Annotated in this window: 17 protein-coding genes; all 17 read left to right on the top strand. The window is 41.9% G+C overall.

Going from position 1 to position 15,511, the window contains the following annotated elements; all coding sequences use genetic code 11:
- Positions 1–3: 3 nt before the first annotated feature.
- The 17 genes from BM146_RS03360 (at position 4) to BM146_RS03280 (ending at position 15,505) form a co-directional block, all read left to right on the top strand.
- On the top strand, positions 4–696 hold the full coding sequence (locus tag BM146_RS03360) for a class I SAM-dependent methyltransferase (protein ID WP_022753571.1): 693 nt from the start codon (positions 4–6) through the stop codon (positions 694–696).
- Entirely contained in the window at positions 693–1,631 is a 939-nt protein-coding gene (locus tag BM146_RS03355) for an alpha/beta hydrolase (RefSeq protein ID WP_074884310.1), read from the top strand. The genes BM146_RS03360 and BM146_RS03355 overlap by 4 nt, the downstream gene beginning before the upstream one ends.
- Complete coding sequence (locus BM146_RS03350; RefSeq protein ID WP_022766189.1) at positions 1,621–2,388, top strand: alpha/beta fold hydrolase; 768 nt, start codon at positions 1,621–1,623, stop codon at positions 2,386–2,388. The genes BM146_RS03355 and BM146_RS03350 overlap by 11 nt, the downstream gene beginning before the upstream one ends.
- Positions 2,389–2,407: 19 nt before the next feature.
- Positions 2,408–2,890, top strand: coding sequence for a hypothetical protein (locus BM146_RS03345; protein WP_236845951.1), 483 nt, complete (start codon positions 2,408–2,410; stop codon positions 2,888–2,890).
- 18 nt (positions 2,891–2,908) lie between these two features.
- A complete protein-coding gene (locus BM146_RS03340; RefSeq protein ID WP_074884307.1) occupies positions 2,909–3,415 on the top strand; it encodes a hypothetical protein in 507 nt (168 codons plus the stop codon).
- Positions 3,416–3,632: 217 nt separating this feature from the next.
- A complete protein-coding gene (locus tag BM146_RS03335) occupies positions 3,633–4,220 on the top strand; it encodes an L-2-amino-thiazoline-4-carboxylic acid hydrolase (RefSeq protein ID WP_022766192.1) in 588 nt (195 codons plus the stop codon).
- 78 nt (positions 4,221–4,298) lie between these two features.
- Positions 4,299–5,078 carry a class I SAM-dependent methyltransferase gene (locus tag BM146_RS03330; protein ID WP_022766193.1) on the top strand — a complete coding sequence of 260 codons (780 nt, stop codon included), beginning with the start codon at positions 4,299–4,301 and terminating at the stop codon, positions 5,076–5,078.
- A 19-nt stretch (positions 5,079–5,097) separates the two neighbouring features.
- Positions 5,098–5,817, top strand: coding sequence for a DUF6796 family protein (locus tag BM146_RS03325; protein ID WP_074884305.1), 720 nt, complete (start codon positions 5,098–5,100; stop codon positions 5,815–5,817).
- Positions 5,814–6,296, top strand: a complete 483-nt coding sequence (locus BM146_RS03320) for a hypothetical protein (RefSeq protein WP_022766195.1) — start codon at positions 5,814–5,816, stop codon at positions 6,294–6,296. The genes BM146_RS03325 and BM146_RS03320 overlap by 4 nt, the downstream gene beginning before the upstream one ends.
- Positions 6,297–6,308: 12 nt before the next feature.
- Entirely contained in the window at positions 6,309–7,052 is a 744-nt protein-coding gene (locus tag BM146_RS19820) for an alpha/beta fold hydrolase (protein ID WP_022766196.1), read from the top strand.
- A 262-nt stretch (positions 7,053–7,314) separates the two neighbouring features.
- A complete protein-coding gene (locus BM146_RS03310) occupies positions 7,315–8,142 on the top strand; it encodes a class I SAM-dependent methyltransferase (RefSeq protein ID WP_022766198.1) in 828 nt (275 codons plus the stop codon).
- A gap of 20 nt (positions 8,143–8,162) precedes the next feature.
- On the top strand, positions 8,163–9,113 hold the full coding sequence (locus BM146_RS03305; RefSeq protein ID WP_022766199.1) for a helix-turn-helix domain-containing protein: 951 nt from the start codon (positions 8,163–8,165) through the stop codon (positions 9,111–9,113).
- Positions 9,114–9,231: 118 nt separating this feature from the next.
- Positions 9,232–9,837, top strand: coding sequence for an MptD family putative ECF transporter S component (locus tag BM146_RS03300; RefSeq protein WP_022753563.1), 606 nt, complete (start codon positions 9,232–9,234; stop codon positions 9,835–9,837).
- Positions 9,837–10,571, top strand: a complete 735-nt coding sequence (locus BM146_RS03295; RefSeq protein ID WP_022753562.1) for an energy-coupling factor transporter transmembrane component T — start codon at positions 9,837–9,839, stop codon at positions 10,569–10,571. The genes BM146_RS03300 and BM146_RS03295 overlap by 1 nt, the downstream gene beginning before the upstream one ends.
- Positions 10,568–12,049 carry an ABC transporter ATP-binding protein gene (locus BM146_RS03290; RefSeq protein WP_022766200.1) on the top strand — a complete coding sequence of 494 codons (1,482 nt, stop codon included), beginning with the start codon at positions 10,568–10,570 and terminating at the stop codon, positions 12,047–12,049. Before BM146_RS03295 ends, BM146_RS03290 begins: the two co-directional genes overlap by 4 nt.
- Positions 11,991–13,769 carry an ABC transporter ATP-binding protein gene (locus tag BM146_RS03285; RefSeq protein ID WP_074884302.1) on the top strand — a complete coding sequence of 593 codons (1,779 nt, stop codon included), beginning with the start codon at positions 11,991–11,993 and terminating at the stop codon, positions 13,767–13,769. Before BM146_RS03290 ends, BM146_RS03285 begins: the two co-directional genes overlap by 59 nt.
- Positions 13,770–13,771: 2 nt before the next feature.
- Positions 13,772–15,505 (top strand): ABC transporter ATP-binding protein, encoded by a 1,734-nt coding sequence (locus BM146_RS03280; RefSeq protein ID WP_074884404.1) that lies wholly within the window; start codon positions 13,772–13,774, stop codon positions 15,503–15,505.
- Positions 15,506–15,511: the final 6 nt, after the last annotated feature.

Here is a 15,511-nt window from a genome sequence, read left to right as displayed (position 1 = left end):
GATATGTCTGACAGGAAAACTGAGATAAAGAGTGCGTATAAGAGTCTGGGAAAGGCTCACGGCTTTTATGATGGGATGATGACCTGCAGTACCTTTATGGGCAGGTTAGTCACAAAACTTGTGTGGAACATGGACAGAGAGGATGCGCTGGAATATCAGGCGAGAGCTTTTGAGATGATACCTGCAGACTTTTCAGGGAAACTACTTGAGGTTCCGGTGGGCACCGGTGTCCTTTCAATGCCGGTTTGGAAAACGCTTCCGAACGCAGACATTACATGCCTTGATTATTCGGAAAACATGATGGCATCTGCATCTCAAAGAGCAGATGAAATGCGGATAAAGAACATAGTATTTAAGCAGGGGGATGTGGGAAATCTTCCTTTTGAAGACAGTACATTTGATGCGGTTGTTTCGCTGAATGGTTTTCACGCATTCCCGGATAAAGAAGCTGCTTATAAGGAGACATTCAGAGTTCTCAAACCAGGTGGCATTTTTACCGGATGCTTTTATGTAGAAGGCGCCAACACACATACTGATAAGATGATAGACAGGTTTTACATAAAAAGCGGATTCTTCACAAGACCGTTCGAAACAGTAGAGTCCCTGGAGAAGCGACTCAAGGGACTGTACATTGAAGTCAATGTTACAAATGTTGAGAGCATTGCGGTATTCCAGTGCAGAAAGAAGGAGCTATGAGCATTAAATATGAGATCCTTAAGCGGATAGTAAAAGCCGCAGGTCTAAAGAAGATGTGGGATGGAAAAACTGCTGAGGAGATTGTTGCAGCAAAGAAAAAGGAAAATGCTAAGAACCATATTCCTGAGCTTAAAGATTCTGAGTTTAATATAGACCGGATCAAGGTTATGGGTTTCACAGTGATCAGAATGAAGCACAAAGCCAAGGCAGTTCATGCAAATCTTTTTATCATTGGCGGTGGAATGGTAATGGCGCCAAGACCTGACGCTGTCAAGAAAGCACTGCGCTTTGCCAGGGAAACAGGCGTAGATGTGTATGTGCCATATTATCCACTTTGTACCGATTATCCTCTGACAAAAGCATACGCCATGATCCATGAGACATATAAAGAGATGCTAAGGGATTATGATGCTGAGAACATCTCAGTTTTAGGCACATCATCAGGCGGGAATCTTGCGCTTGGAATAGTCCCATACATCAATGATGGACATGATGACACCCCAATGCCGGGATATATCCTCGCAATTTCGCCCGGAACCTGTGTTGAAACGGACGAAGAGTGGCAGAGAATGCTTGAACTGGATAAAAAAGATGTGGCAATTCCGGCAAGCTATATGAGAACCGCTGTGGATATCATGAGACATGGCGATTTGTCAGTTCCTGAATACATGATATGGCTTCAAAAGGCCGATTTTACCAATTGTCCGCAAGTGACTTTTGTTTATGGCTCCGAAGAAACGTTGTATGCCTGCGCTCCATCTTTCGAAAAAGTCATGCAAAAATATGGAGTGGATTATGAGATGATCGTAGGCGAAGGCATGTTCCACTGCTATCCGGCATTCCCAATAGTGAAAGAGGCCAAGGAAGGCTGGGATAAGATGGTGGATTTAATCAGAAATACTACAAAACAGGGGAGTATAAAAAATGCAATTTGAAGAAATTGGGAATATGTCAGGAAAGACGCTTATGCTGCTTCCCGGGACATGCTGTGACTGGCAGACAAACTTTGGAACAGTAATCGATAGGTTATCAGAGAAATATCATCTTATATGCGTGAACTATGATGGGTTTGATGGAAGTGATGGTATCTTTCCTGATATGATTACGGTAACAGAGAAAATCGAGAAATATATCTGTGAGAAGCATAATGGCAGGCTTGATGGAGCTATTGGATCTTCTCTTGGTTCAAGTTTTGTGGGTCAGCTTGTTATGAGAAAGAACGTGCATATAGATCATGCTATCTTTGGCAGTCCTGACCTTGATCAGAGCGGGCCGGTATCAGCAAAACTCCAGTCAATGCTTGTTGTGCCTCTTTTAACAAGCTTTACAGGCAGTGAAAAGAAACGGAATAAATCCAAAGAAAAGCTGAAAAAAATCTTTGAAATGGATGATGAAAATGCTGAGAAATTCATGAACTGTTTTTCCAAGTTTAATCCCCGGTCCATAAAGAATGAGTATTACACAGACCTCCTGACCCATCTTAGGGATGATATCAATGTTGAACATACAAGAGCTCATTTTATCTATGCCAACAAAATGGGTGAGAAATATCTTGAACGCTATAAGAAGTACTTCCATGATCCTGACATCAGAGAGTTCAACATGCAGCATGAGCAGTGGCTGTTCGGCGGGAAAGAATACGCAGAACCTGTGCTGAAAGCTATAGATGAATTTATGGTAATGACAGTTTGAGGGTAATATGGGGGTGACTATGGTTCTAATATTAGAGTGCATTGTGGTTTGCTTTATACTATTTCTCCCCTGTGTAGTTGTTATAGCAAATGGAACAGAACAGGGAGCTTTTTTATATGAAAAAGATGTACAGGATCGCGTCGTAGAGATGGGACTTATAACAAAGGCACAGATCGATAAGAACTGTAAATTATTCAAGATAGGCACACTTACAGTGATGATTGCTTTTGTGCTGTGGTCAGTTTATGGTATCAATGGAGCAAGAGGATTTATAGTGCCATTTCTCCAAATATATGCTATGACAATGGCAGAAGGACTATTCGATAGATTCTTTATTGATTGGTATTGGGTGGAGCATACAAAAGCCTGGACGATTCCAGGAACCGAAGATCTAAGGCCTTACATCCCCAAAAAGACGAAGATTGTGAAGTGGCTGATTACGATTGTAGGCAATCCTATTATTGCAGCTGTACTGGCAGGGATTATGATGGTCGTATTATGAGGGAGGGAAGCAGGTAACATGGTTTGGTATGTATTGGTAATTGAAGCGATAGTATTTGCAGTATTATTTACAACAATTCTTTTTGTGTCTTTTCATGGGGAAAAAATGTACAGTCCGGCATGTATCCATAATTACCCGCCTGATATTCAAGAAGAATACTTCAAAACACATGAAAGAGTGGATGTTTCATATAAATCAAAAAAGGTAGTACTGGCGAAGTCCTGTGGAATAATCATGTTTACAGTTATTCTTACCATATGCGCGAAGCTTGCCGGGGCAGTTACATTTTGGCAGGGATTCGCGATCGCTTTTGGACTCATGGTATGGATTGGAGCCTATGACACACTCTTTCTGGACTGGGTGCTATTTGCAAATATGAAAATGTTCAGGCTGGAAGGAACAGAGCACATGGACAAGGCTTACCATCAGAAGTGGTTTCATTTAAAAGGTGCTATATTCCCAGGGCTGTTGTTTGCACTGATTCCGGCAGCGCTTGTAGGACTGTTCATAAGTTTGATGGGTTGAATAAGAAAAGAGCTTTGATTAAGTGGTAAGCCAGGAACAGAGCATGAAACATGTGGGTACAAGAACGCTTGGGGAAAAGAGCTTTATGTATGATCTTGTAAGAGAAAAATGAAATGATAAATTTTTGAGAAAAGTTAGCAACAACTAACATTAAGTAGTATCATGAAGTATAGTAAGTAAAAGATTGGGGATAAAGAAGTGACGGAGAGCAGTCTGTATGAGCAATACTCTTAAAAAATCTTCTATATTTAAGCGTTTTTATTCGGAATTGGCTGAGAAATACGGAAAAGCTAAGGCAAAAGATATATGGGATTATGCTGAAGAGGAGTTTTCCAGATTAAAGAATGCTGAACCATCCGCAGATAAGGCGAGTGTGTCATATGTCTTTCCGGCAGTAGCACTGTATCGTTCAGTTGAGCATTTCTATCCCGGAGAAGCTTTGGCTGTTACAAGAGGCTTTGGAACAAAGATGGGACGCAGACTACAAGGTATCTTTAGCAAGATTACTGCTTTTCCGGGCATTCCTTCACTCATGTGGAAGAGGATGGATAGAATTGCTGCAAAACTGAGCGATGGATATGAAATAAAGAACCTTAAAGTTACCAAAGAACAGTGCTTCATGGATGTGGTAAGCTGTCCTCTTTATGATAAGGCACGGGAACTTGGGACTCCGGAAGCTGTTCAGATGATCTGCTGCATGGATAAAGAATACATGAACGGCTTCAGGGGAGTTGATTATAAACGGACTAAATCAGTGGCTGAAGGTGATGACTGTTGTGACTACAGGCTCACAAAGTCGTTGTAAAGGCTATAGACATGAGAGAAAGAGAATGCTATGATTTGGAGTTAGCATAAGCTAACGTTTTAAAAGGAGGAGTGGACAATGGAACTTACTTTTGGTGATGTACAGGAAACAGCTCTTATTCCACTTGCGATAAAGGCAAGTGAGACAGCAAGATCTAATGCCAGGATAATTGATCTTAAGGCTAAAGAGATTATTGATGCGCTTGGAGTTGACGTTAGTAAATACGATCCCTTTTTATCACATGAGGGTGTAGTGGCTAGAACAATACTATACAGAAATGAGTTGAAGCGGCTTATCAGTAAATATCCGGATGCACTCTGCATAAATCTTGGATGTGGTTTTGATGATAAGTTCTTGCAGGTAGACAATGGCAAGATCACGTGGTTTGATGTGGATCTTCCGGATCAGATAGAGAAGAGACGTAAAGTGTACTCTGACAGGGACAGGTGCACAATGCTCGATGGGAGTGCGCTTGACGGAGAATGGACAAGGAAACTTCCTAAGCGAGAAATGACCATCGTGGTTATGGAAGGAGTCCTTGAATACTTTTCCAAAGACCAGGTAAAGACATGCATCAACATGCTTTGTGACAGCTTCGAACATGGATATCTTCTTGCGGAGCTTCATTCTCCGTTTCTTGAAAAGAATGGTAGCCATCACGATGCTGTGAAACATACTAATGCTTCTTTCGGCTGGGGAACAAAGTCAGGCCGTGAATATCTGGATCTTGAACCAAGAATGAGCCTTGTGTCTGAGACGAATTATAACGAAGAAATGAAGAAATACTCAATACGCGGAAAACTTTTTGCTATCGTTGGAAAGAACATCAACAACAGACTGGCAGTATTTAAATGGTAAAGCATTAAGGGCGGAATGTATGGATAAGTTTAATGACATCGAAATTGATGACAAGTTAGACTGGAACAGGATAGAGAAGCTTATGCGGATAGGCATATTTGCCGCATGCATGGTGCTTGTGGGAGATGTGCTTATAGGTTATGGGATGCATGATTCCTCTAAAACAGGTATGGAATGGTTCTTGTCAGCATATTTGCAATTATCGGATACCAGAATGTTTTGGTCAGCATTTCTGGGATTCATAGGTATTCCGCTTGAGGCACTTTGCTATTTTGGAGTGTACAGGCTGATTGTTCCTAAATCACAGAAATATGCTCATCTTTATAGAACAGGAATACTTGGGGTATTGGCTTTCGCGGGATGTGGAGTGCATGTCCCGTGTTTGTCCACATGCTTCTTTTACAAGTATATGAACGATGTTGCCCCGGAGATTGCAGTAGATGCAGCAGTGAAATTTGGTAAATACTTTCTTTTGCCGGGAATGATAGTGTTCTTTCTATTCTGGATCATCCAACATGTGGCACATATTGCAGCATTCACAAAAGGGCTGACTCCATATCCTAAATGGTGCTGGATATTCTGTCCTGCGGTAGGAATGGCCGCAGTCATGCTGTTTAAGGTCCTTCCTGAATCAGAAGTTCGCAATGCTATTACTGCTGCTTGGATCAGTATAGGGAATTTGTGGATGTTTGTTGGACTTTTGATTATGGCGAAGAAAGTCAAGGTTGGAGACAGATGATTATTCTGATACAGATGGTTTTATTCTGCCTGCTTTTTACTGCGATGGTCATGTACGCGGTAAGAGGGGGCGCTATTGATGGATTGTATTTCTATCCGAAAGCAGTACAGGAAAGGGCTATAGATATAGGCTTTATAACAAAAGAAACTATGCAGAAAAAGCGCAAGGTCTTCATGACAGAGTTTTACATAGTAATGCTGACAGCGCTTGTACTCATTATCGGATTATGGAACAGAGTCTCTGATTTCAAAACGGCATATTTACAGGCTCTGCTATTTCTTGAAGTAATGAATATCTATGATGGTATTGTCATAGACAAGATCTGGGTTGGACATAGCAGGTTTTGGATCTTGCCTGGCTGTGAAGATATTCCATTTGTTCAGACCTGGGGCCAGGTTTTGAAAAAAAGAAGCTTGCTGGCAATGATATGGATAGCAGGAGCTGCTATAGTTGCAGGGATTGTGGTGTTTTTGTTTTGAAAGGGAAATGAGATGTATATCAACGAGTATGGAAATCCGAATAATCCAAAGCTCATATTGCTGGCGCCAATGATGATATCCGGTGCAAATCTGTATGATCTGATGAGCCCGTATCTTAAGGGAGATTACTTTATCATCGCTCCCGATCAGGGAGGTCATGGTAAAGCCGGGGCATATATCAGTGCTGATGATGAGTACAGACAGCTTAAATCGTATCTGACTGATAAAGACTATAAGGATATCAAGCTTGTATACGGAGCTTCACTTGGCGTAGCAGTTGCATGGCGGCTATTCTGGGATTTCGATTTTAATTTAGAACGTGCCTGGTTTGACGGTGTTGCACTCAATAAGAGTTCTAAGATGGCAGAAGTGCTTGTGTGTAATCTGTTCAGAAAGAGAAAGAAACAGCTGGATAAGACTCATGTGGAAGCATCAAAATCCCTAGTGGATTGGTATGGCTATGACTTCGCAAAGATGATGACTAAGAACTTTGAAAGAATCACGCTGAGTGATATCGATGCAATATGCCATGCATGCTGTACCTACGATATGAAGCCACTGTCAAAAGAACAACAGGCCAAACTCCATCTTGAATATGGCGAAAAGGATTTTGACCTCAAACTTTCTAGAAAATCTTTTGCCAAGTACTTGCCAGATGTGAAGGTGGTTATTAGAAAAGGGTATCCGCATTGTGGATACATGGCTGCGCATACCAGAGAGTATGTTGAAGAAATAGAGGAATTTGTAAATGTTTAAAAAGACAAAGAATATAAGGGGACTTATTTGTGGAATCATCGGATGACTATGCTATGGATGCTTTTGTAAAGCAGATAAAAAAAGTGAGTACTCTTGAAATTGAAGTTAGCAGGTGCTAACATATAATACAGCTGATAATAATTTTCATGATACATCAGTACACCAAATAATAAATAACTGCATCAAAATTCTCGGCGGATTTGTTTCGGTTATTTATTATTTGGTGTATTAGGGGGCAGGATGAATAAGGAGCAGCTGGTATATGTATCACATTGAGAAAAACACAGTGCAGGAAACGCTTATAATCCCACTGTTTGGAAGAAAAGTATGCTCGGAGCATTTTCCGGAATTGTTTAAAGACCCAGAGGCAGAACGCATCTGCTCCATGCTTGATTATGATTTTGCAGAGAATGGTCAGAAGATGGAGAGTGCAGTCGGGCTTTTTGGCGCGCTTGAAGTTGCGCAGAGACAATATGACCTTGCTTGGGAGGTCAAGGAGTACCTAATAAAGCACCCCTATGCTGCTGTCGTAAATCTCGGGTGCGGATTGGATGACACCTTCAGAAAATGTGATAACAAAGCCTGCGTGGGCTTCAATATAGATATGCCGGATGTAATAAAGGTCAGAAATGAGATCCTTCCAGCCGGAGAGAGGGAAAACAATCTCGGATACGACCTTAATGATGAACACTGGATGGATGAAATAGATCCATCCCATGGTGCTGTGTTCTTTGCATCCGGTGTTTTCTATTATTTTAAGACTGAGGCTGTAAGGAAACTGTTACAAAAGATGGCAAAGAAGTTTCCAGGAGGAATAATAGTATTTGATTCCTGCAATCAGCGTGGGGCTAAGATGATGACTAAGACATGGCTTAAGGAAGCGGGAATCTCAGACGTGGGCGCATTTTTCTCTGTTGAAGATAAAGCTGAGATTGAGGTATGGAGCAATGATTTCACATCAGTAACTGCACGAAGCTATATGAGGGGCTATCGTGATATCTATAATGAGGTCAGGCTTCTACATAAATTGATGATCAGGTTCTGCGACAGTCTTGTAAAGATGCAGATCATAAAGATTACATTCAAGTGAGACCTATAAGGAGATGCTGAATGGCTGTTTTTATAAATAAGAGCACACAGATTGATTTTAAGCTTCCGGCAACTGACTGCGGGAATGAAGGAAAAATGAAATGGATTGTATATGATGATCTTTTTCACGCCGGCTATATAGATATATGGTCAAGGTATTTACCGGAAACTATTTTCAGGTCAACCTCATTTAAAAATCAGGATACGGTACCAGTCAAGATAAATTACTGCTTTCGTGGTCGATGCGAGGTACTGCTCAACTCGGGGGTGACTACCTTTGTTGTGGGTGATGAACTGGCAATTGATTATGGCACTTCCCAGAACAACGAGGAAGCATTCTTTTACCCAACGGCAGAATACGAGGGGATAGAACTGATTCTGTATCCTTCTGAGGAACTTGGCAAGATCCTTTCATTTAATGGCAAAGAAAATATTATAAATGAAATAACACAAAAGTGTACTGATAGAAGCATTCCATTCATAACCGTGGCAGAAGAGCGTATCAGAAGATGTGTGGAGGATCTTAAGGATGATATTCTGGGGCAGACTGACAGTAATCTTTTGCTTATGGATATCATAAAACTTTTGTATCTCATCAACGGTATGTCTTTTAAGTCTGACAAAAGAAGAACCTTTTGCACCTCTTCACAGGTGGATATTGCTAAAGAAGCCCTAGGGATTATATCAGCTGATTTATCAAAACGTCATTCAGCAGCCGAGCTGGCTGCTTCTTTTGGTATAAGTGAATCCTCGCTTAAGAATTATTTTCGTGCAGTATTTGGAAAAGGGTACAGTGAGATTATAAGCGAAATAAGGATGAGAAAAGCAGCTGAGCTTATCAGGGAAAACAAAGAAAACCTTGGTAAAATCGCAGAAACTGTAGGTTACCAGAACCAGTCGAGATTTTCAGAAGCATTCCTTAAGTATCACAAAGTTCTCCCAATGGAATATAAAAGAATAAGTCGATGCTAAAAAGGCTAAAAATGCTATTTTGCTGTAGAAATATAGGAGGCAAATAACTAAAATCATATAGTGGTGTTAGCGGAAGCTAACAATCACTATAATGCCAGTGTGGCGGAAGGAGAAAAATATGGATGGGATAATGACTCAGAAAAAAAATAATGAAAAGCTTGGAGGAAAAGACCTGATAAATATCGGAATTTATGCAGCTATCTATCTTGTGATAATGACTGCAATCTCTATGTTGGGATTCATTCCGATCATGATGCCGATGTTATCTGTTCTATGCCCTCTGATTGGTGGTATTACCATGATGCTATTTTTTACAAAGGTTAAAAAGTTCGGGATGATCACAATTATTACTATTATAATTGGAGCATTTTTGTGGGTTACAGGAATGGGCTTCTGGCCGTTTATTTTTGGAATTATATGCGGAATTGTTGCGGATCTTGTTGCAAAGAGCGGAGATTATTCAAGTAAAAAGAAGACAGTCTTAAGTTATGGAATTATGTGTATAACAATCTTTGGGTGTTTCCTGCCATTATATCTTGACATAAACGGATATTTTTCAACAAGAACATCCTTTGGAAGCGACTATGTTGAGGCTATGACAAGGATATTCAGACCATGGACAGCACCTATAATCCTGGCATGTTCATTTGTCTTCGGGGTTCTCGGAGCACTCCTTGGAATGCATTTCCTTAAAAAGCATTTTGAGAAAGCCGGTATCGTCTGATGGAAAGTGCGGTATATAACCCGGGAAAACTTGATCGTGGACTTATCATGGATCCCAGAACAAAGCTGGCATTACTCATCACGGTAACAACCTTTGCATTGGGCGGTGCCGGAGGTAGAAGATGCGGAATGCTTGTACCTGTACTTTGCATGGTGCCTTTTCTCCTGCTTCTAACTGCAAAGAGATTCAAAACAGCGATTATTGGAATAGTGCTGTTTTGGGGATCGAGTATGCTTCTGGCCTTTGCTAATGCGCATGATTTGAGAGGGCTTATTTACTATATTATCCTCGGCTCATGCGGAGTGCTTGGAAGGTTCCTTCCCTGCATAATGATGGGGAGGTATCTGATGGAGTCTACAACTGTAAGCGAATTTACAGCAGCAATGAAAAAGCTCCATGTAAGCGATAATTTCATCATTCCGTTATCTGTTATGTTCCGTTTTTTTCCTACAGTTGTAGATGAGGCTGATTCAATTAGCTGCGCGATGAAAATGAGAGGAATAAACATTGGGGGGAGACATGCTTCCAAGATTATAGAGTACAGGATGGTTCCTCTTATGACCTGCTGTGTAAATATCGGAGAGGAACTATCAGCAGCGGCTCTTACAAGAGGTCTTGGCGGCGAGGTGAAAAGAACTAATATCTGCAGGATAGGTTTTCATCTGCAGGATTACGCTGCATTGTTATTGTGCCTGGTCCCGTGGGTATTACTGATTGTGGATGTGGTGAGATGATAGAATTTGAAAATGTCAGCTTTAATTATTTGAGGACAGAGCAAGCTTCTGTCAGGAATATTAACCTTAAGATAAACAAGGGAGAGACGGTGCTTTTATGTGGTGAATCCGGATGCGGTAAAACAACGCTTATCAGGATGATAAATGGTCTTATCCCGCATTTCTATGAGGGACGGATGAATGGAAGTGTATCGGTTGCTGGGATGGATACGACAGAAGCAGAACTTTATGAGACGGCAAAAGTTGTAGGTTCGGTATTCCAGAATCCCAGGAGCCAGTTCTTCTGTGTGGACAGCACAAGCGAGCTTGCCTTTGGCCCTGAAAATATGGGACTTCCGGAGGAAGAAATAAGGGAGCGCATAGACACTACTGTGGCTTTGATGAAGATCAGATCTTTAATGGACAGAAGCATATTTGAAATGTCGGGTGGAGAAAAGCAAAGAATAGCCTGCGCATCTGTAGATACGCTAAATCCAGAGGTTTGTGTTTTGGATGAACCTTCATCTAACTTAAGTCTTGAGGCTATTGAAGACCTTAAGAATACTCTCCTTGGCTGGAAGCAGAAGGGAAGGACGATTGTTGTAGCTGAGCATAGGCTGTACTGGCTTAAGGATATCTGCGACAGGGTAATCTGCCTTAAAGAAGGGAAGATCATCTTTGATATGCCGATGAAAGAGTTCAGAAATCTGTCTGAGGAAGAGTTAAGACGCCATGGTCTTCGGTCTATAAATGAGAATCTTTCGATGGCGCCAATTGAAACAGGGAAGATGAATCCTGAGACCATTACCTTTGAGAAGCTTTTCTACAATTACAGAAATTGTGATGCTCTTCATATAGACAGGCTTGAAATACCCCGGAATGAAGTAATAGCAGTAGTCGGTTCCAATGGTGCAGGCAAGTCCACATTTTCGAAATGTATATGCGGGCTGATGAGGGGATTTAAGGGTTATGCCATCATCGGAAAAAAGAAGCAAAAGAGTAGAAATCTTCTGAAGAGTTCATACATGGTCATGCAGGATGTTAACCATCAACTGTTCTGTGAAACGGTTATGGATGAGGTCACGTTGGGAATGGATGAGGAAAACAGACAAAGAGTAGTTGAAATCCTGGATAAGCTTGGGCTTAAGGAATTGGCAGACAGGCATCCCATGAGTCTTTCAGGTGGACAGAAACAGAGGGTTGCAGTTGCAAGTGCGCTGCTTTCTGATAAAGATATTATCCTGTTTGATGAGCCCTCCAGCGGGCTTGATTTCTATAACATGGAGCGCGTGGCAGAGCTCATACGGTCACTGCGTGGCCAAAAGACAGTTTTTGTTGTTACTCACGATCCGGATCTTGTCAGGAGATGCGCTACTGTGGTTCTCCGGTTAGAGAACGGGCAAGTTGTAAATACTAATTCAAGCGGGGAGATAAAAGATTATGGGAGAGAAAAAGAAAAGTGTTATAGCGCAGCTGTTCGAATATGCGGGCAACCATAAGTATTTTACCATATGTTCATGGATACTGGCAGCCATAAGTGCTCTTGTGGCACTTGTGCCATTCTATTACATATGGTGCATCATAAAAGAGGTTGTTGAAGTAAGGCCTGACTTTGACAGGGCAACTCACATAGTATCTCATGGCTGGAGCGCTGTGGGTATGAGCCTTTTAGCCATGGTCATATATATCGCAGCTCTCATGTGTTCACATATCGCAGCCTTCAGGGTTCAGGCTAACATGAGGACTGCAATGATGGAGCATGTTATGAAGCTTCCCATGGGGTATATAGAATCCGAGGGGAGCGGAAAAATCAGAAAGATAGTTGCGGAGTCAAGCGCTGCTACAGAGACATTCCTGGCACACAGTCTGCCGGATAAAGCCGTGAGCTACGCAACTCCCATTGGGCTTATTGCCATGCTTCTTTTCTTTGACTGGAAGATAGGTCTTATCTGCCTCATTCCTGCTGTCATCGCATTCCTTGCCATGGGAGGCATGATGGGGGAAAAGATGCAAAATGACATGAAGGAATACCAGAATGCGCTTGATGAGATGTCCGCTGAGGCTGTTGAATATGTCAGGGGAATTCCGGTTGTTAAGACCTTTGGACAGTCAGTCTTTTCTTTTAAGAGGTTTAAGGAAGCAATAGATAAATATGAAAAGTGGACCATTACCTATACAATAGGAATGAGAATGCCCATGATAGGCTTTACAACAGCGGCTAATGGTGTGTTCGCAGCACTTGTGGCCTGCAGTCTCATTTTTGCCGGGAACGGCGTCCCAGATACATTCCTTTATAACATTCTCTTTTACATCATAATTACTCCGATACTCACGGTAACCCTGATGAAGGTGGCTTATGCGGGGGAAAGTCAGATGGTGGTAAAAGATGCTCTGGAAAGGATGTACTCACTTTTAGAGGTCGAGCCCCTTAAGGAGGCTACGAATCCTCAGCTTCCTAAAGATAGCAGCATCAGCATTGACAATATCATCTTCACTTACGACGAAAAAAAAGCCAACGCCATCGATGGTATCACACTGGATATAAAGCCGGGTGAACATGTGGCATTTGTGGGACCTTCCGGAGGAGGAAAGACCACGCTAGCATCCCTTGTTGCAAGATTCTGGGATGTTAAAGAGGGCAGTATTAAGATTGGAGGTGTCAATGTAAAAGACATTGCGTCCTCTGAGCTTATGAAACAGGTATCTTATGTTTTTCAGGACAGTAAGCTCCTTAAGATGTCGATACTTGATAATGTAAGAATGGGGCGTCCGGATGCTACACAGGACGAAGTGGTACAGGCTCTTAAGGATGCCATGTGCTGGGATATAATAGAAAAACTTCCGGACGGCATAAATACTATGATCGGAAGCAAAGGTACATATGTATCAGGTGGCGAAGCACAGCGAATATCCATAGCAAGGGCTTTTCTTAAAAATGCACCGATACTGATTCTGGACGAGGCGACAGCCTTTGCGGATCCGGACAATGAGATAATGGTCCAGCAGGCCTTTGCAAATCTGTCAAAAGATAAAACATTGATCATGATCGCCCATCGTCTGTCAACTGTAGTAAATGCAGATAAGATATGTGTCCTTACAGATGGTAAGATTGCAGAATCCGGAAAGCACGAAGAGCTTCTTGCAAAGAGGGGAATCTACAGCCATATGTGGAACGAATATCAGAAATCAGTAAACTGGAAGGTAGGTAAGGGCGCATGAGTATAGTGGAAAAATTACAGCATAAATACGCCCTTTCAGAGCAGGGCGCCAAGGACATGTTAAAAGCGTTTGCGGCATGCACGCTGGCAAACCTGGCACAGATGATGCCTGTAGGGATCCTCTTTATGATGACAGGAGATCTTTTAAATGGGCAGTTGCCGAAAAATCATGTGGTAATATTCATTGTGGGGAGCATTATCTGTCTTTTGCTTATAGCAATTACTGAATATTTCCAGTATAATGCAACGTTTTTCTCAACCTATGTCGAAAGCGGCGTTAGAAGACGTTCTCTTGCAGAAAAGTTAAGAAGGATACCGCTTTCATTCTTTGGTAAAAAAGATCTGGCAGACCTGACCAATACCATCATGGCAGACTGTGCAACGCTTGAGACTGCTTCATCTCACTGGCTGCCGGAGCTTGTGGGCGCTTTCATTTCTACAACGCTTGTAGTAATAAGTCTGTTCTTCTTTGATGCAAGAATGGCTATAGCAGCTGTATGGGTGCTTCCTGTAGCATTTATCATAGTGTTTTTCTCAAGAAATGTGATGCATGCTGTAAACAGGAGAGGAAGCAGATATAAGGTGGCATGTCTTGACGGTATACAGGAAGCGCTTGAGACAGTGCGCGACCTGAAAGCCTACAATGCTCAGGATACATACATGGAAGAACTTAATAAGAAAATCAAGGCTGTTGAGTCCCACAATATCTTTTCTGAGTTTCTGAATGCAGCATTTGTCTGCAGTGCCCAGATGATCTTAAAGTTCGGCATCGGAACTGTTGCAATTGCCGGTTCAGCTCTTCTTATTAAGAATGAGATAAATGTTGTCACTTTTTTTATGTATCTTCTTGTCGTATCAAGGATGTATGAGCCTTTGCAGATAGCACTTCAGAATTTTTCTGCACTTATAGCAACGGATACTCAGTGTGAGAGAATGGATGAGATCCTTTCACATAGGGAACAGACAGGCATAGATACCCTTTCAAACAAAAACTATGATATTGAGTTTAAGAATGTGCATTTTTCATATGAGGATGGAGAAACAGTATTAAGCGATGTGAGTTTTGTGGCAAAGCAGGGAGAGGTTACAGCGCTTATCGGTCCTTCCGGCGGCGGAAAGACTACTGTATCAAGACTGGCGGCAAGGTTTTGGGATATTGACAGCGGGCTTATTACCGTTGGTGGAATGGATATATCAAAGATTGAGCCGGAAACTCTTTTATCAATGTATTCCATAGTGTTCCAGGATGTGACTCTTTTCAATAATACTATTCTTGAGAATATCAGGATTGGCAAAAAAGAGGCTACAGATGAGGAAGTACGGGCTGCAGCAAAGCTTGCCCACTGCGATGAGTTTATTGATAAGCTTCCTGATGGTTACAATACACTCATAGGAGAAAACGGCTCTGAGCTGTCCGGTGGGGAAAGGCAGAGAATATCCATCGCCAGGGCATTCCTTAAGGATGCACCTATCATTCTTATGGATGAAGCCACAGCGTCCCTTGATGTAGATAATGAATCACTGATCCAGGAGGCCATCAGCGACCTGATAAAGGATAAGACTGTCCTTATCATCGCCCATCGCATGCGCACAGTTGATGGTGCAGACAAGATAGTTGTGCTAAAGAATGGTACAGTAGCAGAGTCGGGAAAACCTTCTGTGCTTAAAGTTAATGACGGTATCTATAGTCACATGATATCAGTTCAGATGCAGTCAGAGAATTGGGTATATAACTGAAGAACT

The sequence above is a fragment of the Butyrivibrio proteoclasticus genome (assembly GCF_900115735.1).
Classification (GTDB): Bacteria; Bacillota; Clostridia; order Lachnospirales; family Lachnospiraceae; genus Butyrivibrio; species Butyrivibrio proteoclasticus_B.
Note: the sequence above shows the minus strand (reverse complement) of the source record. Positions and strands in the feature narration are given on the sequence as shown.